This window comes from Emticicia soli (assembly GCF_037860775.1).
Lineage (GTDB): Bacteria > Bacteroidota > Bacteroidia > Cytophagales > Spirosomataceae > Emticicia > Emticicia soli.
The window spans coordinates 283,176-301,464 of sequence record NZ_JBBEWC010000001.1; the positions used below are offsets into that span (position 1 = coordinate 283,176).

At 39.1% G+C, this 18,289-nt stretch carries 15 protein-coding genes; 8 read left to right on the plus strand and 7 right to left on the minus strand.

Going from position 1 to position 18,289, the window contains the following annotated elements; translation table 11 throughout:
* Positions 1 to 3: 3 nt before the first annotated feature.
* Genes WAE64_RS01265 through WAE64_RS01275 form a run of 3 tightly spaced genes read left to right on the plus strand, consistent with a single transcriptional unit; the run spans position 4 to position 2,706 of the window.
* Complete coding sequence (locus WAE64_RS01265; protein WP_340233591.1) at positions 4 to 744, plus strand: (Fe-S)-binding protein; 741 nt, start codon at positions 4 to 6, stop codon at positions 742 to 744.
* A complete protein-coding gene (locus WAE64_RS01270) occupies positions 741 to 2,129 on the plus strand; it encodes a lactate utilization protein B (RefSeq protein WP_340233593.1) in 1,389 nt (462 codons plus the stop codon). The genes WAE64_RS01265 and WAE64_RS01270 overlap by 4 nt, the downstream gene beginning before the upstream one ends.
* Positions 2,130 to 2,142: 13 nt before the next feature.
* Positions 2,143 to 2,706 (plus strand): LutC/YkgG family protein, encoded by a 564-nt coding sequence (locus WAE64_RS01275; RefSeq protein ID WP_340233597.1) that lies wholly within the window; start codon positions 2,143 to 2,145, stop codon positions 2,704 to 2,706.
* Between the two features lie 76 nt (positions 2,707 to 2,782).
* On the opposite strand, the gene WAE64_RS01280 is transcribed toward WAE64_RS01275, so the two are convergent.
* Complete coding sequence (locus WAE64_RS01280) at positions 2,783 to 3,685, minus strand: DUF4249 domain-containing protein (RefSeq protein ID WP_340233599.1); 903 nt, start codon at positions 3,683 to 3,685, stop codon at positions 2,783 to 2,785.
* Positions 3,686 to 3,718: 33 nt separating this feature from the next.
* Positions 3,719 to 6,079 (minus strand): TonB-dependent receptor, encoded by a 2,361-nt coding sequence (locus WAE64_RS01285; protein ID WP_340233604.1) that lies wholly within the window; start codon positions 6,077 to 6,079, stop codon positions 3,719 to 3,721.
* A 452-nt stretch (positions 6,080 to 6,531) separates the two neighbouring features.
* Here WAE64_RS01285 and WAE64_RS01290 point away from each other — a divergent pair, with 452 nt between their 5' ends.
* Together WAE64_RS01290 and WAE64_RS01295 are read left to right on the plus strand one after the other, a co-directional pair.
* Positions 6,532 to 6,906, plus strand: a complete 375-nt coding sequence (locus WAE64_RS01290) for a BlaI/MecI/CopY family transcriptional regulator (RefSeq protein WP_340233606.1) — start codon at positions 6,532 to 6,534, stop codon at positions 6,904 to 6,906.
* The gene (locus WAE64_RS01295) at positions 6,903 to 8,258 is read left to right on the plus strand and encodes a M56 family metallopeptidase (protein WP_340233608.1); all 1,356 of its coding nucleotides are present in this window, start codon (positions 6,903 to 6,905) and stop codon (positions 8,256 to 8,258) included. Before WAE64_RS01290 ends, WAE64_RS01295 begins: the two co-directional genes overlap by 4 nt.
* Here the strand turns inward: WAE64_RS01295 and WAE64_RS01300 are convergent.
* The 3 genes from WAE64_RS01300 to WAE64_RS01310 form a co-directional block, all read right to left on the minus strand.
* Complete coding sequence (locus WAE64_RS01300) at positions 8,255 to 8,836, minus strand: LOG family protein (RefSeq protein WP_340233610.1); 582 nt, start codon at positions 8,834 to 8,836, stop codon at positions 8,255 to 8,257. The two genes, WAE64_RS01295 and WAE64_RS01300, sit on opposite strands and share 4 nt — an antisense overlap.
* A 221-nt stretch (positions 8,837 to 9,057) precedes the next feature.
* Complete coding sequence (locus tag WAE64_RS01305; RefSeq protein ID WP_340233612.1) at positions 9,058 to 9,966, minus strand: DUF72 domain-containing protein; 909 nt, start codon at positions 9,964 to 9,966, stop codon at positions 9,058 to 9,060.
* 65 nt (positions 9,967 to 10,031) lie between these two features.
* Complete coding sequence (locus WAE64_RS01310) at positions 10,032 to 12,038, minus strand: hypothetical protein (RefSeq protein WP_340233614.1); 2,007 nt, start codon at positions 12,036 to 12,038, stop codon at positions 10,032 to 10,034.
* A 371-nt stretch (positions 12,039 to 12,409) separates the two neighbouring features.
* Between WAE64_RS01310 and WAE64_RS01315 the strand changes: the two genes are divergently transcribed.
* Positions 12,410 to 12,976, plus strand: a complete 567-nt coding sequence (locus tag WAE64_RS01315) for an RNA polymerase sigma factor (protein ID WP_340233616.1) — start codon at positions 12,410 to 12,412, stop codon at positions 12,974 to 12,976.
* 54 nt (positions 12,977 to 13,030) lie between these two features.
* Positions 13,031 to 14,560, plus strand: coding sequence for a hypothetical protein (locus WAE64_RS01320; RefSeq protein WP_340233618.1), 1,530 nt, complete (start codon positions 13,031 to 13,033; stop codon positions 14,558 to 14,560).
* 38 nt (positions 14,561 to 14,598) lie between these two features.
* On the opposite strand, the gene WAE64_RS01325 is transcribed toward WAE64_RS01320, so the two are convergent.
* On the minus strand, positions 14,599 to 15,453 hold the full coding sequence (locus tag WAE64_RS01325; RefSeq protein WP_340233620.1) for a c-type cytochrome: 855 nt from the start codon (positions 15,451 to 15,453) through the stop codon (positions 14,599 to 14,601).
* 153 nt (positions 15,454 to 15,606) lie between these two features.
* On the opposite strand from WAE64_RS01325, the gene WAE64_RS01330 reads away from it, so the two are divergent.
* Positions 15,607 to 16,020, plus strand: coding sequence for a hypothetical protein (locus WAE64_RS01330; protein WP_340233622.1), 414 nt, complete (start codon positions 15,607 to 15,609; stop codon positions 16,018 to 16,020).
* 761 nt (positions 16,021 to 16,781) lie between these two features.
* Here WAE64_RS01330 and guaB read toward each other — a convergent pair.
* A complete protein-coding gene (guaB, locus tag WAE64_RS01335; RefSeq protein WP_340233624.1) occupies positions 16,782 to 18,248 on the minus strand; it encodes an IMP dehydrogenase in 1,467 nt (488 codons plus the stop codon).
* Positions 18,249 to 18,289: the final 41 nt, after the last annotated feature.

The following is an 18,289-nucleotide window of genomic DNA, read 5'->3' on the forward strand; positions in this document are numbered from 1 at the left end:
AACATGAAAGTAGCCCTGTTTATTCCTTGTTACGTCGACCAGTTTTACCCTAATGTGGGCATCAATACCCTGCAATTATTAGAAAAAATAGGTGTAGACGTACACTATCCCATGCAGCAAACCTGTTGTGGGCAACCTATGGCAAATAGCGGCTGTGAAGATGATTCTAAAGAAGTGTATCATCATTTTGTTGATACCTTTGCCGACTACGACTACATAGTTACGCCTTCGGGTAGCTGTACATATCATGTAAAGAAACATTACAATATAATTGAGCAAACCCCTGCCGTAGAGAAAGTAAGAAAAGGTGTGTATGAATTGGTGGACTTTCTGGAGAATGTACTGAAAGTAAACGAAATACCTGTCGACTTCCCTCATAAAGTAGGTTTGCACCTGAGTTGCCACGGACAAAGAGGCTTACGCCACGCCAATGCCTCAGAAATAACCGGAGATAAAGGCGGGCAGATTCTGACCCTTTTGAAAAAACTTCGTGGCATTGAGATAACGCAATTGGAGCGTAACGACGAATGCTGCGGCTTTGGCGGCTCGTTTTGTGTGTCAGAAGAGGCCGTTTCGGCACGCATGGGGCAAGATAGAATAGCCGACCACGTGCGTAATGGCACCAAAGTGCTTACCGGAGGCGATATGTCTTGTCTGATGCACCTTGAAGGAATAGTAAAAAGGCAACAATTACCTATAAAAGTAATGCATATTGCAGAAATCTTGAACGGAAGTCAACCATGAATCACCCTGCACTAGCTGAAAAGTTTACCAAAAATGTTAACCGAACCACCTGGCACGATGAAACGCTATGGTTTGTGCGCCAGAAAAGAGACCGGGCTATTTATCCGATTCCTGAGTTTCAGGAATTGCGCCAATTGGCTTCTCAGATAAAAGACCATACGCTTAGTAATCTGGACAATTACCTGCTTGCGTTTGAAGAAAACGCCCGAAAAAACGGTGTAAAAGTTCATTGGGCTGCCGACGGTGAAGAACACAACAGGATTGTACTGGATATTATAAAAAATGCCCCTAACGTACAAGGCAAAAGTGGGCCGATAAAAATGGTAAAAAGTAAGTCGATGCTTACTGAAGAGTGCCACTTAAACCCGTTTTTACAAAAAAATGGCGTTGAGGTAGTTGATACCGATTTGGGCGAGCGCATTGTACAGTTCAGAAACGAGCCTCCGAGCCATATTGTAATGCCTGCCATACATCTCAAAAAAGAAGATGTAGGCGAGACTTTCCACGAGCATCTGGGAACGCCTAAGGGAGAAAAAGACCCACAGGCGCTTACCGAAGCTGCTCGCCAGCATTTAAGACAAAAATTCATAGAAGCCGATGTAGCCCTTACGGGTGTAAACTTTGCTATAGCCGAAACCGGAAGCGTTGTAGTATGCACCAACGAAGGCAATGCTGATTTAGGCGTAAATCTGGCCAAAGTGCACATTGCCTGCATGGGTATGGAAAAACTCATACCTAAAGTAGAGCATCTGTCGGTATTTGTTCGTTTGCTGGCACGTAGTGCTACGGGGCAGCCTGTTACTACTTATACCTCGCATTTCACAAAGCCCCCCGAAGGTAAAGAAATGCACATTGTAATAGTAGACAATGGCCGCACACAGCAATTAGGTCGCTCTGATTTCAGAAATTCTCTTAAATGTATTCGTTGTGGGGCTTGTATGAACACCTGTCCGGTATATCGCCGCAGTGGTGGACATAGCTACGACTTTACAGTTCCTGGCCCGATTGGCGCTATTCTTTCGCCTAATATTGATTTACATAAATACAGCAGTTTACCATTTGCCAGCACCTTGTGCGGCTCTTGCTCTGATGTTTGTCCGGTTAAAATAGATATTCATGTGCAGCTCTATAAATGGCGGCAGGTTGTTGGCAAAGAAAATGAGTTGCCGGCAGTGAAAAAATGGGGCATGAAAGGTCTTGCTAAAATGCTGGCTATGCCTAAAGTGTATGATTTAGGCGGTAAACTAGCCAGAGGAGCTTTGAGAGTACTGCCACACGGCATGACTCACGCAAAAAGCATGAACCCTTGGGCCAAAGCCCGTGAACTGCCTGATGCTCCGAAACAGAGCTTTAAAGAATGGTACAGTAAAAACAAAAAAAGCTAAGCCCTGAAAGCGTATGAGTAGCAGAGAAAAAATATTGGCTAGTGTAAAAGCCCATAAACCATCTTTTGTCGATTTACCGACTATTCCGGTTTTTGATGGCGATGCAAGCCTTGAACGATTCAAAACTGTATTACAAGGCATTGGCGGCCGAGCCATTGAGGTCGAAGGTAAATCAGCTTGTCAGGAGGTAATAGACACATATTATTCTGATTTAAAAAATGTTGCATCTAAGCTGGTTAAAGCAAGTATTGAAATAGATGCCAATACAGATAAATACATACTCGAAAAGATAGATCTAGCTGTAATAGAAGGCATAATTGGTGTAGCTGAAAACGGCACTATATGGGTACCTGAAAGCAATATGATTAACCGGGCCTTACCTTTTATTACGCAACATCTGGTTTTGGTGCTTGATAAAACAAATGTAGTAGCCAATATGCACGAAGCCTACAAGAAACTACCTACTGTGGGTAGTTATGGCGCATTTATAGCAGGTCCATCAAAAACGGCAGATATTGAACAATCGCTGGTAATTGGTGCGCATGGTGCCAGAAGCATGATGGTGATTTTGTATTGATAAATAACAAATAAACCAAAAAGAGAGACGCTTACCGGTGTCTCTCTTTTTGGTTTAAAAATGTCTCTACGGCCTATCAATCTTTAGGTTTAGCCTTGTTTTTATCAATCACTGTTTGGGCTGAACTCACGGCTGATATTCCGAAAAAGCCCACTGCTTTCTTGGTCGACTGTACGTTGTAGTTAAGAATGTTGGTTGGCAAGTTAGACAATGGCGTTGCAAAAAGCCCACCGTTCGACGAAACCTGCTGCACTATCTGCAAATAATAGAACTGCTCTTTTGTAATTGAGTACAAATCAACAGTAAGTGTGTCTTTATCTGAATACAGCTCCCCTCCTAAGGATACCCGAATCGGCAGAATAAACAATAAACCATCTGTTTTTGAACCCGGGCTGAAACCAGCATCATAAGCCACACTAATCTGATTCGATTTATTGAAGTATTTATGATTTTTGGCTGCTTTTATCCAATAGCAATCCCCTTCTCCCTCAAAATCGTGGGCATAGAATTGCGGTTGGAAACCGTCTTGCGGACCATTATCAGGTTTTATCGGGAATCGCTCTACTTTATAATCAATCGAATCAATTTTTGGTACTCTGTTTAGTTTTGACAAAGAAACATATTCTTCGTTCTCATATTTAATATATAGCACATACTGTTTCCCTATTTTATCGAGAGGTTTCAGTTTGCCATCATACACATAATTGCCATCGCTTTTCACGTCTACAAACTCATGCGCTACGCTGTCTTCGTCAAACACGGTTACAGTTGCGCCCAAAGCTGGTCTAGGGTCGGTATTATCAAAGTAAGGCTGCGATAAAGTCAGCTTTATAGTCTGTGTTTCGGCTTTATTAGTAATCAGGGCATCAACGGCCAATTGAGAAACACCGTCTTGCACATCAATTTCAACCACATCTTCGCACGAAAAGAGCGAAAGAGAGGTTATGGTTACCAGTATACTTAAAAATATATTTTTCATTGTTTTTTCGCTATGTTATGAGTGTCGGATTTATCAGAATTTGAAATTATAGGTTACAGCCGGAATGATAGTTCCGAATATGGCATATCTTACAGCCTCGGTGCGTGTCTGAATGTCTTCATTCTGGCGTACAAACACCGAAAACGGGTTACGACGGTTATAAACATTGTATATCGAGAAAACCCATTCACTTGTACCTTTCTTAAAGAAAGCGTGCTTGTTTTGTCGGGTAGCCGATAGATCTAAACGATGCGAGGCAGGAATCCGATAAGTATTGCGGGTGTCGTAATAATTATGGGGTAAAGCAATGCCTTGCCATATAAACTTATTGGTCGGAAAACTGGCAGGGGTACCTGTGCTAAAAGTAAAATTGGTAGAGAACGACCACTTACTGTTCAAATCATAAATACCTACAATTGCCAGATTATGTGTTTTATCAATTCTACTCGGAAACCACTCATTCAGGTTAAGGCCGGGAATTTTCCTTTCGGTGCGGGCTAAAGTGTAACTCACCCAACCGTTAAATTTCCCTTTGGTTTTCTTTACATAAAATTCTGCCCCGTATGCTCTTCCATCGCCAAATAACAAATCTCCTTCTACAGCCGTATTCAATAGCAAATCGGCGTTACGTACATAATCAATCTGGTTGTACAGCTTTTTGTAATACACCTCAACCGAAGTTTCGTATAAGTTATCTTCCAGATTATGAAAATAACCTAACGCTACCTGGTCGGCAATTTGTGGTTTAATGTTATTGCTACTAGGTGTCCAGACATCGAGCGGCGACGAAGCCGTTGTATTTGAAAGTAGGTGCAGGTATTGTACAAGCCTGTTATAACTTAACTTAATTGAGTTATTTTCGCCTAAACCTATGTTTGCCGCAAAACGAGGCTCAAAATTGCCATAATTCTTAATAGACTCTCCCCAACCATATACTTTACTACTTATTACCGGGCGGCGTTCGCCCACAGCAGGTGCTTCGCCTAATTCTACAGCTGTTCCTTTACCTAAATAGTTATACAAAGAGTAACGCAAGCCATACTGCAACGAAATCTTTGAATTTATCTTCTGCTCGTTGCTGATATACAGTGCCGATTCGGCAGCATACTTATTGTCTAAACCAATAGCTCTCTCTACACCACCCGAAATAGCTACTGCCTGACCCGGATTAAAAGTGTAATAGATTATCTGCCCACCAAAATTGATAGTGTTTTTGGCATTTGGATAATAAGTAAAATCAGGCTTTATACTATACGTAATAATATTAGACTTCCAACGGAAAGCATCTTGTGTATTTTTCTCTTTCAAGTCCGACTGCAAGGCGTAGTCGTAATTGCTGTAAAACACGGTGTTATTAAGAAATAACTTATTGTTGAATACATGATTCCAGCGAAGGCTGGTTGTGGCATTTCCCCAGTTAAAGCCAAAATCGGCACCGAAAGTATCACGACCAAAATAGCCTGATAAAAAGATGGTATTCTTGTCGTTTATCCGCAGGTTTCCTTTAGCTGTAAAATCATAAAAATAAAACCTTGAGCCTTTTAAATCGTCTTTCAGAAAAGGCTTCGCCAGAATATCGATATAAGAGCGGCGAAGGGCCACTATAAAAGAACCTTTGTCTTTAAAAATAGGTCGCTCATACGTAAAACGGGAGAAAATACTACCAATACCACCCGAAAACTGTGGCTTCTTGGCATTCCCTTCTTTCATCCTTACATCCAGGATTGATGAAACTCTACCACCGTATTGCGCCGGAATACCGCCTTTGATTAGTTTAACATCTTTTACAGCATCAGGATTAAAAACCGAGAAAAAACCAAACAAGTGCGAAGAGTTGTAAACAGGAGCTTCGTCGAGCAATACCAGATTCTGGTCAATACCACCACCCCGAACATTAAAGCCTGAGGTACCTTCGCCGACTGATGTTACGCCAGGCAAATACTGAATACTTTTAATGATATCTACTTCGCCCAACAGCGCAGGCATTTTCTGAATGGTTTTAATATCTACCTTGTTGACCGACATCTCAAGGCTTTTTACATTTTCATCGGCTTTTTTTGTAGTTATTACTACTTCCTGCAATTGCTTCGAATCGTCTTTCAGTTCAATATCCAGTTTTTGGTCTTGTGTACTTAAATCGACTGTTTTTTCTATTCGCTCATAACCTACATACGTAAATACCAGATTGTATTGTCCTTTAGGAAGTGTAAGTGAATAAAAGCCGTAGGGGTTGGTTTGCGTACCTGTTTTTATCTCTTGTACATACACCGACACACTTATTAGGCCCTCGCCATTGGCGGCGTCTTTTATATAACCGCTAACAGTGTATTTCTCTTGGGCGTGTAGATTTGTGAAGTAAAACAGGCTCAATAATAATAGGAGTATTCTTTTCATAAATTGTATTTTTTCTAGCAATTACCGTTGATAGTAAATGTTTTATGGTGGAAATAATAAAACAAAAAATAGTTGGCTGTAAAACTAGTAACGTTTACCCAAGACCGAAAGTATTAAATGATAAAGCAGAAATTTTCGATGATGAACGTCTGTATCAAAACCATAAAATAAAAAACAGATGCTATGCATCTAACGCCAGAAAATATTAAGAGTATGTTTAAATTTTGTTATTCTGACCGAGAAGTAAAGATTTTTTAGCTAGACAAGGCGCCATTGTGCAGATGTAGCCGGCAGCTACATCGAAAAAATGCAACGAAGTATAGCTAAAAAATATTACTTCGCAGGTCGAATCATAATTTTTAAACATACTCTAAACTAAGAACCTAGTTAAAAGTATTTGGAATTAAGATTTTTAATTCTACATTTGTAGAATTAATTCTAATATCGTAGAAATGAAACTATCGCCAACCGAAGAAAACCTGATGCAGTATTTGTGGGATGCCGAAAAGGCTTTTATGAAAGATTTGCTAGAGGCATATCCTGACCCAAAGCCTGCTGCTACAACTATTGCCACCTTATTAAAGCGAATGACCGAAAAAGGCTTTGTAGGGTATAAAGAGTATGGCAATTCGAGAGAATATTATCCTTTAATTAGCAAGACCGACTACTTTGCGAACCATGTAAATGGTTTGATAAAAAACTTCTTCAACAATTCGGCCTCACAGTTTGCTTCGTTTTTTACTACCGAAACCAATCTGTCAGGGCAAGAACTAGATGAGTTAAAAGGTATAATTGAAAGAGAAATTCAAAAAAAGAAAAAACCATGATACTCTATCTTTTTAAATCGACACTGTGCTTATTGTTACTCTGGGGTATCTATAAGCTTCTGCTAGAGACTGAGAAATTTCATGTTTTTAACAGGTTTTATTTGCTGCTAAGCCTTGTTCTGGCTTTTGCTGCCCCACTAATAAACATCGAAATTCCGTCTTCAGAAAATAAGCTCGTTTTATTGCAAAATAACATCAATGCGCAGCCAATCATTTTGCAAGAGACAATTGAAGCCATTAAACCAATGCCTGCAACAAGCAATTGGGAGGCTTATTTAGTTACAATCAGTGGTTTGGTTTCTTTTGTGTTGTTGATACGTTTTATTACAAACATTGCCACTATAATAAAGCAGATAAGGCAAAACAGCACAATTGAATGGCATGGAGCAAAACTGGTTTTACTAGATAAGCCAATACTTCCTTACACTTTTCTGAATTATGTTTTTATAAGCAAAGCCTTTTATTATAGTGCTAACATTGAACCCGAACTATTTAGCCACGAATTGGCACACGTGCGGCAAAAGCATTCGCTGGATGTACTGTTTTTAGAATTACTACGCACAGTTTTCTGGTTTAACCCCCTACTTAGCTTGTGGAAACAAGCCATTCAGCTAAATCATGAGTTTCTGGCCGACGAAGCCGTAAACAATACCTACAACGATATAACAGCTTATCAGTATTTATTAATTAGTAAAGCATCACAAGCCGGAGGCTTGTCTTTAACGAGCAACTTAAATTTTCAAATAACTAAAAAGCGATTACTTATGATGACTAAGATCACCCCGCAATCAACAGCGCTTGTCAAAAAAGCAGCCTGCATCTCTCTATTTGTAGCTTTAACCTTTTGTCTGGCTGATTTTCGACTTATGGCGCAAGAGGTTAAAACTGTAAAGTTGAGCGCCCCTACTATTACATTGGCTTTAAAGCCTCATAAACTAACAAAGGAAGATGTTAATTATCAGAAAGGCAGGTTTTTGCTTACAGAAAAAGATGGCAAACGCTATGATAAAAATTATGACCAACTAACAGCCGAAGAGAAAAACATGGATATGAAACTCATGTATTTTGAAAAGTCTGTTCCGACCCAAGAAGAAATGGACAAATGGCTGGATTCTAAAATATATGGTGTCTGGATAGATGATAAAAGAGTAGCTAATAGCAAACTATCTCAATACAAATCTTCCGACATATCAAACGTATTTATCAGCAAGCTTGCCAAAAACACCGTTAACTACGGAAAGCATTACTATCAGGTAGACTTAATGACGAATGATTATTATAACAACGTCTATATCAAACAAGTAATAGAAAAACCAATCTTTTTTATAGATAAAAGAAGAGAAAAGAATTAAGTATCCCCTCTCTTCAACCATTTTTGATGCGGAATAGGCACAAAGTTTTCCATTTTATGCAACAAGTCGGCTACGTTGTCTGATACCAGCAATAAATCGCGGCTTTCTTGTTTTAGAAAACCCTCCTCTACCATCACATCAAGTTGTTTTAATAAGAAATCATAAAACCCGTTGACATTCAGAATGCCAATGGGTTTCTTATGTAAGCCTAGTTGTGCCCAGGTTAATATCTCAAATAATTCATCAATGCTTCCATAGCCGCCAGGTAGGGTAATAATACCATCACAGAGTTTTTCCATCAAGGCTTTGCGTTCATGCATTGATTCTACATTGTGCATTTCGCTCAGGCTTTTATGACCTACTTCCATTTTCACCAAAAAATCAGGAATAACGCCCACTACGTGTCCACCACTTGCCAATACAGCATCGGCAACCACACCCATTAAACCCACGCTGCCGCCACCATATATTAGTTTAATTCCGTCGGTGGCTAATCTTGTTCCTAATGTTTTTGCGGTTTCTCTATAAGCCGGATTTTTACCGTAGTTTGCGCCACAATATACCAGAATGCTTTTCATCTGTTTCTTAAAATGTTAATTTTAAAAACTACATCTCATACAAAAAAATAAAACCCAACAAGTTGCTGGGCTTATTTGTTCGCTAAATTTGTCAGGAAAAAAAATCTTTTGTTTTCGATGGCTTTTTTCCAATTTTTTTTTAAAATGATATTAAATTAAGACTTTTAGCAAAATAAATTGTTGCAATTTATAGACTTACATGTAATAATGCAAGAATTATTTCAGAAGAGACTTCCTTGCACTACTTGTGGGCTAATCCTTGGCTCTTGTATATGTAAGTTATTAGCCGAATTCAATTTCTTTATCCAATATTGTGTTAGCTCAGGAGCATATTTATTTTCGCCACAGTGTATAAAAATGTAAATATTCCGCAAGCCACGTTTTATCCAATCTGTTATTTTTATACACCATTCGTCTGCACGGCTATAATCTGTCGGGTGTAATTCATTGCCTACAAATCTTAGCATCAGGCTATTATCGGTCAAGGTCATGTGTAGTACATCTCTCCTACCCGATACGTCCGACATCACCGTGCCTACTCCCAGCTCTTCAAGCATTGCGCAGGTTTCCTGCCAGGTTGCAGAGTTCGAAAACCATTTCTCATGCCTGAACTCTACCGAAACCGGAAAGCCCTTTGGCAAGGATTTCAGGTAACTCTCTAATACTTTAAGTTGCTTTGGCTCAAAAGCAGGCGAGAGTTGCAAAAACGTTCTACCCAGATTCTCACCTAATTCTAATACTGCATTACAAAACTCAGTTGTTAGTGCTTCTGCGCCTAGTAATTGGCGGTCGTGGCTGATAGCTTGCGGAAACTTGGGGCAAAACTTAAAACCTTTTACGGCTTCTTCTTTCCATCGGCTTATCATGGCCGGGGTTGGAATCTGATAATGCGTTACATTTAGCTCGATAGTATTAAACTGACGGATGTAATAATGTAAAAAGTCTTTCTCTTTAGCATTATGTGGGTACACCTTGCCTACCCAGTCTTTATTTGCCCATATTGGCGGGCCAATGTAAAGGTCAACAGGCTTATCAATAGGTTGGGCAGCTAATATCTTGTCTGTAATAGGATTTTCGGGTGGAAGCGTAAAATCTACCTCCGAAATATCCTGCAATTTTCCGAAATCCATTGGTGTTAATTTTAATTGGCTTTCGCCAGAGTTATGTGAATTTTAAATAATAATCAGCTACAATGCTAGTTCAACACGTATATACGACACTCATGCTGCTGCGAATAGTGTATGGTATCAAACAGCAAGGTAAGCGGATGGTTAAATGTGCATTCTCTTAAATCCTGCTCATCTATTGTATTATTTGCATCAAGATTAGCCACAAATACATATTTTGGGTGGTCTTTCAATGTCCATACCATTAGCTTCTGGTTTTCGTTGGGTTCTGCCAGCCAACGCACTTCTCGCTCTTCAATTTCTTCCCAGATACTCTCGGCTACTGCTCTTAATTGTTCAAATATGGCAAACTGTCCAAAGTTTTTACCCCAATTAAAAGCACCATGCGTTACTTTATCGGTCTGTGTATCGTCTTTTATATCAAAAACATACAGCTTGGTATATTCTTCATTCGCCCCTTTTTCAAAATGAAGATTTCGGGTTTCAAAACCAAGGCTCATATAACTTGGCATATCGGTAAGAAACAAAGCCACAAAAAAGCGCAGATGATTACCCGTCTGATAAAAAACATCAAATCTTGGTGCATCTCTGTCAGCAGTAATAATGGTATAATTCGGAGCAAACTTTCTGGTTTTCAGCCAACGATGATAATTGACAATCTTATGCATATACTCTGCCGAACCAACTACTGTCGACTGTAAGTCGCCCAAAGAAGAATCGGCTTCTATTGCTTCAAGGTGTTGTAATTCATCACCATAGCTCATAGAATCGGGTTCAGCCAGAAAAGTTTCAGCAAAAAATCCAAAATACGCCACACCTTGTTGCTGAATATATTTCTTGACGGCTCTCAGTGGGTCATAATACTCATCAATTTTCTGCGGTACGCCCTCAACCCTAGGCTGCACATGGGCCATATCTCCACGCATAAAATCAAAATTATAGGCTTTCTGGCACTCATGCACTTTCTGGCAAAAGAAACTCCAGACAGGCTTATTCGGATTGCTGAAATCTAGCTTCCATTGTGCGTTATCATCTTTTGAATGATAAAACTTATATCGAGCCAATGGCCCGAATACCCTCGACATAGCCTGTGGCTCGTTGAACTCATAAGTGTACCAGCGATTCCCGTTGCTATCAAGCGTATATTGTTCATTATTAATATGCAAACCTCTGTAAGGTGGAGCCATTGCCATAGGCAGAGTTTCGTAGCCCTGATACACAATATCCTGCATCAGTTCTACCCTGCGGCGCAAGCGCCCCTCATAATCGCTTTTATGCCCAAACAGAATCTCCAGGCGTTGGTCGTCTGTAAGAATCGGAATTTCGGGCGAGAAAAAAACATTTCTTGAATAAGATAGGGGGCTACCATTGGCGGTACCGTGCCGATGCAGATACAGCCAAACAATTTCTTCTATTTCACGGTAGAGCGTTTCTGAATGGCTCATGATACGCCCACCAACCCGCCGTACCCACTCAAAAAAACGTGGATTAGCAATTACCATTTCCGAAAATCTATCGGTGTGTGGTATTACATCCATACCCACACGCTTGCCCATAGCGTGCAGCACATTTATAACAAAAGTCAGTTGTTTTTCTACACTATTCAATTGCGGAATAGCCATAGCCAACTCCTGACTATAAAACTGTGGATTGATGTTGAAGCTCGTCATGCCATAGAGGCTTCCTACTACACCCGGCTCCCAGATGGGCAATAAATGAATAGCATCTTGTGATCTAGGCAGTGTAAGCGCATATTTTATAACATTGAAAAAATTACCAATGGTACGCACATTAACCCCCACCATGTTCGATTTTTTAAGCCAACTTCCGTCAGTATAATGGCTAACAGGGCTTTGAATATGTTGATTAGTATCTAAAGCACGTTGTAGCAGCTCGGCACCCAAACGCCTTTGTAGAATATCCAGAATCTCGTAGATATTAAGTTGAATGGCTATTTCAGGCAGCAGGTTTTCGATATACGAAGTCTGATGCGAGGTATATTTATCTTTATATATGTAATGATTCTGACGCCACAAATCGAACATCATAGGTGTGTCTATTGTATCAGTTGTCATCAGTCTATCCAAAATAGGTTAACACAAATTTATGAAATAGGAACAAAATACAAGAAATTATAGTTTTTTTTTATCAAACGGAAAGGCATACATAACTGATTTACAGGCCAAAAGGTTCGGCCTTTTTTGATTTATTATTAGAAAAAAGGCTGTAATAATGCTAGATTACGATTTTTGGCGTTACAATAATACGCCAAAGATGTGTAATATAATTGTTGTGCCGTTAAATAGCAATTTGCCCGATTTCTATCAAAACAGCATATTATCAATAAAATATTTCTCAGAAGTTCCAACCATTTCGGAAAAATCAGGGTCTTTTTAATAAAAACCCCTTTTAATCCATACGGTTGGATAAAAAAATTACCCTTTTCATGCACCGTGAATATGATTTAGTGCAGGCTTGTATCAAGCAAGAACGTATTGCGCAGCGGCAACTCTATGAGTTGTTCGCGGGCAAGTTGCTTGTCACGTCTATGCGGTACATGAAAAACAAGGCCGATGCAGAAGATGTTTTGCAAGATGCATTTATTAAGATTTATCAGAAGCTACCCACTTTCCGGTTCGACTGCCCACTAGAAGCCTGGCTTAGAAAAATAGTAGTAAATACAGCCTTAAAAGAACTGCAAAACCAACCCAACTGGATGCAACACACTGATAGCGAGACGGTAAGTGATAGTTTAGAAGACGCTGATTTTACACTTTCGAATTTTCAGTTTGAACAATTAATGGAAATGGTAAACAGCTTGCCTGATGGTTGCCGAACAATTTTTAACTTATATGCAGTAGAGGGTTATCAACATAACGAAATAGCCGAGTTATTGGGTATATCGGAGGGAACCTCAAAGTCGCAATATTCAAGGGCAAGAACACTTTTGCAGCAAAAACTGGGAAGTAGCGCAAGAAAAATAACGAGTAAGACCCCAGTAAACAAAATTTAATAGTAAACACTCATGAAGTAGTACACGAACGCCATAGTTTCGTGATATAAAAAAATGGAAGTTCAAAAACAAAACAATTTTGAAGATGAATGGAGGAAAGCATTTGAGAATGCTTCGCTACCTCCCTCAGATGAATTGTGGGGACGCATTGAGACAGAGTTAGACAAGAAAAAGAAAAAGCGTCCTTTCTTATTTTTCCTTAAACCATCAATCATGGCCACAGGCTTAGCAGCGGCTCTGGCTTTGGTGTTGGCTGGTATTTTATTCTATAACAAAGGAACTGAAACCAATGTAGCACAGAATAGCACAAAACTAACAGAAGGCAAAAATACAGCAAACACCACACAAACAACTGAATCGGTACAAGAAACAGTCATGCCACCAATAGCCCAAGAGACTTTGGCTTCGGCAGATAATTTGGCAAAAACAGATAAAAGCACTGAAAAAACCGGAATCAAGTCAAATACCAGAGAGGCTTTGGCTAGTTCGGCAAGTATTGCCTCTGTTAATAGCTCAGAAGCTATCAGTAGAAACACGGCTCGTCAAACTGCTGTTATGTTACAGCCAAGCACAACTAAAAATGCAACTATAGCCGCTATTAATTCAGATAATACAGCGAAAGACCCAATCGCTCCGCTTACACCTGAAGTTCTGGCAAGCACAAAAGCAGCGTTGGCAAGCGTAGAAAGCCTGGAGGGCAAGCAATATCGTTATTTTGGCAGCCGATATACCATGAACAGAAATAAATTGGCATTTGATGCTGAGGCACTCGAAAACGTGGAGAGTACAGCATTGGCTTCTAACGACTCAAAATTCTGGGTAGGTGTGCAATCAGGAGTAGCGCCTTTTGATCCTAATATGAAATTTGGACAACTAAATAGCCTTGCATTTAGCTCTGCCAACGAATATGCACAAATGGCAAATAGTAGCGCTAGCCCTACCGACAAACTGTCTGTTTCAGCGCCACAGAATGATATTAAAGCAGGTTTAGCTATTAACACGGGCGTATCGGTAGGTTATAAAATTGCTAAAAAATGGCATTTTGAAAGTGGTGTGAGATATTTAAGAGGAAACTCAACTTTAGAAACCAATACTTATGCATTTCAGAATAATGGCTATGTAAATACTTTTTTAGGCAATTATCTACTACAAAATTCTGACAGAGGCTATTCATTAGTAGCCAATAGCAACACAGTTGTAGCAGATGCCTCTAAGTTTAACAACAGATACGAATACCTGATGGTGCCTATGCAAGTAGGTTACGAAATAGGTATCACTCAAAAACTTGGCTTGAATATATTGGCTGGGGTATCGACCGACATTTTCTTACAAAACAGCATTTTCACAGATAATGGCTTGGTAAGAAGTAAAAACACCATCAATAACGAAAATAAAATTTATAAACCTGTAAATTTCAGTGGTTTGGGTGGCTTGAGAGCTAGTTATCTGATAAGCAAGCACTGGCAGGCAAATATCGGCACTTCGTATCAGAGAGCTTTGTTCTCGGGTATGGGTTCGTCGGTTGACCTGAATATGCAATTACAGATGTTTGGAATAAATTACGGCTTTAATTATCGGTTTTAATTAGACGGAAACGCCTTTCTCTTTGAGGAAGGCGTTTTTTATTTTTCCTCTTCAAGCTTATTCTTACTCATATATTCGAGATACTTCACTATTTCCTCCACATCTTTTGCCTTTAAATTCAGATTAGGCATCTTTACCTCGTTTCGATAACTTTCGGGGCTTTGAATAAACGCTTTTAAATCTTCTATTTTCCAATATTCTGTTACACTCTTCGGAAAATTAAGCTCAGGCCCCATTTTGCCGCCTATATTATTAATGCTGTGGCAAGTCTGGCAATAGCTTTTAAATAGTTGGTAGCCAGCCTTTGCGCTCTCGGCTTTTGGCACTAAAGCCGCATCGTTTTCATGTAGAGGTGCCAAATGAATTTTTACTAAATTATATGGCCATTTATAACTTATATCGTCAGGCGCAACGCCCTCATAAACAATATAGAAAGGGGCAATTTTTACTTCCTGCCCGTTTTTCATGAGTATTTCCCACTCTTTATCCTTAGGGGCATCTGCATCACTTACAGCCAGATATGCCTTCGAAGCAAGCAATTTATCTAAGGACATTTCTGGTTTATAGCCATCTTCGCACTCAAATACTACCTTAGTTTCGGCTGCATTCTGATTTTTAGCCGACGAATAACTCTCCAGTATTTCTTTCAAAGAAATAACATTGAACCGCTTTTTTTTCAAATAAACCGGGTCTTCGTTTATCGTAACCAGCTGTGTTTTTTCGAGTAAACCTTTTTCTTTCAATTCCTGCAAATCGATAGAGACCGAATCGGTGGAACTAAGCAAGATTGGCTCAGGTATAGCCACATGCAAAGAGTCTGTATTAGAAGATTCTGATTGATTGCAAGAAAGGAAAATAACAGGTAGTAGTAAGCCTAACAAAACCTTTTTCATCGGTCAAAATATAGATAATTTGGTATCAGATTTAAAATTAGCTTAAAATATCTGACCGAAAAATCAAATTTGATTTTTTTTGTAAAAGCGTTACTTTTAGCTTCTTATAATTATAGGGATGTAGTAACGCCTTCATTTAATCTTGAATAATCAATGAGATTTTTATATCTATTGCCTATTTTACTATTTCTTTCTGGATGTAAAAGAGAGCTTGACATTTCAGCTTCGGCAAGCGAAGAAGAGATTGTTTGCATTTTTCCTATACAGCAAATAGAATATCCAGAATTCATAGGAAGCAAAACTGAAATGGTTAAATACATTCTTACTAAGATAGAGCCTTATAAAGTAGAAGATAGTAGATGCCATAAAATGTTTATCAGTTTTTCAATACTAGAAGATGGCAAAGTTGAACAAATTGAAGTGATGAAAGGTGGTGAACATTGCCCTATATTAAAAGAAAAGATAATAGCACTTTCGGCAAATATGCCAAAGTGGAAACCCGGAAAAATAGAAGATAAAGTAGCTAAAATAAAAATGATATTTCCAATAAGTTTAGATTTTGACTAGGGACCGTAAGATATAGTGATTCAAGAAAATCGTTGTATATGCTTGAGTATAATATTCGGTCTGATGCGTTAGAAGAGGTAAATTTGATAATAGTTTAGTTTTAATTTGAGCTTTAACAGTAAAGGAATTTATCAAGGTTCTCAAATTTTATTTGAAGAAACCAGAATGATAATTAATTAAAACTAAGAAATAATAATTCCTGTCACAATTACTTTATATGATAAGTAATCTGGATTTCTTTCTATTAAATAGCCTCTTCTAAAAAGTCTTACTTTATGAAATATACATTTCTATTCTTTTTATCAGTCTTATGTATAAGTTGTCAGAAAGAACTTAATGACGTTGAATTATCTAAAATTCGAAAAGAAGAAATAGCCTTAGAGAATGTGGAAACTAAAAAACCAGAATTTAAAGGTGGAGAAAAAGAGCTATTAAAATACATAAGCTCAAAAATTGAAAATTATGGCTTAAAAGATGACACATGTTGTAAAGTAGTGGTAAAATTTAACATCTCAATTGATGGTAGAATTGAGAATGTAAGTATACTAAACGGCGGAATCTGTTCATTTAAACAGAAAATCATTGATATTTTCCAGGGTATGCCAAAATGGAAACCGGGTACGCTTAATAAAGAGCCTACTAGATGTTTAATCTATTATTTACATCAGCGAAAAAAGCTACTATATCATTTTCCTTCTAAATTGTTTTATACGAAAAACGGCTCTCCTCGAGCCGTTTTTCGTACCTTTTTACCCAAAATATTATCTGGAATAATTCGGAGCTTCACGCATAATCTGAATATCGTGCGGGTGGCTTTCTTTGATACCTGCGGCTGTAATCTTGATAAATTTAGCCTGTTGCAATGTAGCAATATCACCTGCGCCACAGTAGCCCATACCAGCTTTTAATCCACCTACCATTTGGTAAAGAATCTCAGCGGCACGGCCTTTGTATGGTACACGACCTACAATACCCTCAGGAACCAGTTTCTTAATATCATCTTCAGCATCCTGGAAATAACGGTCTTTCGAGCCATCTTCCATTGCTTCTACTGAACCCATGCCACGGTAAGTTTTAAACTTACGTCCTTCGTAAATAACCATTTCACCCGGCGCTTCTTCTGTTCCAGCTAATAATGAACCCATCATAACCGTGCTGGCCCCTGCGGCAATGGCTTTAGTAATATCACCCGAGAAACGGATACCGCCATCGGCAATTACAGGAACACCATATTTTGCAGCAGCACTAGCTGAATCGGCAACGGCCGATAATTGAGGCATACCGATACCTGCAATAATACGGGTTGTACAGATACTACCCGGGCCTACACCAACTTTAATGGCATCGGCACCAGCTTTTGCCAGAGCTTCGGCAGCTTCAGCAGTGGCAATGTTTCCTACAATTACATCTAATTTCGGGAAAGCTGCTTTTATGCGTTTTAAGGTATCAATTACGCCTTTAGAGTGGCCGTGCGCAGTATCAATACTTACTACGTCTACACCTGCTTTTATAAGGCTTTCTACACGCTTTTCAATGTCTGGAGTTACACCTACAGCTGCCCCGGCAATTAGTCGTCCCAGGCGGTCTTTTGCAGCATTAGGGCGGTCTTTCTTTTTAAGAATATCACGGTAGGTAATTAACCCGATAAGTTTGTTTTCTCGGTCAACAATCGGCAGTTTTTCAATTTTGTAATTTTTCAAAATTTCTTCTGCTTCTGCCAAACCAGCACCGGCATGGCCCACAATCAGGTTTTCTTTGGTCATTACTTCTACAATAGGCTTTGCCATTTCTGTCTGGAAACGTAAGTCTCTGTTAGTAACAATCCCTTTTAATTTGTTGTTTTCGTCAATAACCGGAATACCACCCACTCTGAATTCTTTCATTAAGCGTAGTGCATCGCCAAGCGTAGCATTTTCGCTTAGAGTGATAGGGTCTATTATCATGCCACTTTCCGAACGTTTCACCTTGCGTACCTGCTCGGCTTGTTGCTCGATAGTCATGTTTTTATGAATAATACCAATGCCTCCCTCTTGCGCCATAGCAATAGCCATTTCGTATTCGGTAACAGTATCCATTGCTGCCGATAGAAGAGGAATATTCAATTGTATATTTTTTGTCAGATAAGTTTTCGTTTGCGTATCGCGGGGAAGAACCTCTGAGTAGGCCGGAACGAGGAGAACGTCGTCGTAGGTAAGTGCTTCGTAAAGCAACTTTGAAGAATCTAACATAGCAAATAAATTTCGTTTTCTTATTTGCCAAGCAAAATTAC

Coding starts and splice junctions, on each gene's coding strand:
- WAE64_RS01320 (WP_340233618.1), top strand. CDS start 13,031: ATGGAAGTTCAAAAACAAAACAATTTTGAAGATGAATGGAGGAAAGCA.
- WAE64_RS01285 (WP_340233604.1), bottom strand. CDS start 6,079: ATGAAAAGAATACTCCTATTATTATTGAGCCTGTTTTACTTCACAAAT.
- guaB (WP_340233624.1), bottom strand. CDS start 18,248: ATGTTAGATTCTTCAAAGTTGCTTTACGAAGCACTTACCTACGACGAC.
- WAE64_RS01300 (WP_340233610.1), bottom strand. CDS start 8,836: ATGAAAAGCATTCTGGTATATTGTGGCGCAAACTACGGTAAAAATCCG.
- WAE64_RS01295 (WP_340233608.1), top strand. CDS start 6,903: ATGATACTCTATCTTTTTAAATCGACACTGTGCTTATTGTTACTCTGG.
- WAE64_RS01290 (WP_340233606.1), top strand. CDS start 6,532: ATGAAACTATCGCCAACCGAAGAAAACCTGATGCAGTATTTGTGGGAT.
- WAE64_RS01325 (WP_340233620.1), bottom strand. CDS start 15,453: ATGAAAAAGGTTTTGTTAGGCTTACTACTACCTGTTATTTTCCTTTCT.
- WAE64_RS01275 (WP_340233597.1), top strand. CDS start 2,143: ATGAGTAGCAGAGAAAAAATATTGGCTAGTGTAAAAGCCCATAAACCA.
- WAE64_RS01315 (WP_340233616.1), top strand. CDS start 12,410: ATGCACCGTGAATATGATTTAGTGCAGGCTTGTATCAAGCAAGAACGT.
- WAE64_RS01305 (WP_340233612.1), bottom strand. CDS start 9,966: ATGGATTTCGGAAAATTGCAGGATATTTCGGAGGTAGATTTTACGCTT.
- WAE64_RS01270 (WP_340233593.1), top strand. CDS start 741: ATGAATCACCCTGCACTAGCTGAAAAGTTTACCAAAAATGTTAACCGA.
- WAE64_RS01330 (WP_340233622.1), top strand. CDS start 15,607: ATGAGATTTTTATATCTATTGCCTATTTTACTATTTCTTTCTGGATGT.
- WAE64_RS01280 (WP_340233599.1), bottom strand. CDS start 3,685: ATGAAAAATATATTTTTAAGTATACTGGTAACCATAACCTCTCTTTCG.
- WAE64_RS01310 (WP_340233614.1), bottom strand. CDS start 12,038: ATGACAACTGATACAATAGACACACCTATGATGTTCGATTTGTGGCGT.
- WAE64_RS01265 (WP_340233591.1), top strand. CDS start 4: ATGAAAGTAGCCCTGTTTATTCCTTGTTACGTCGACCAGTTTTACCCT.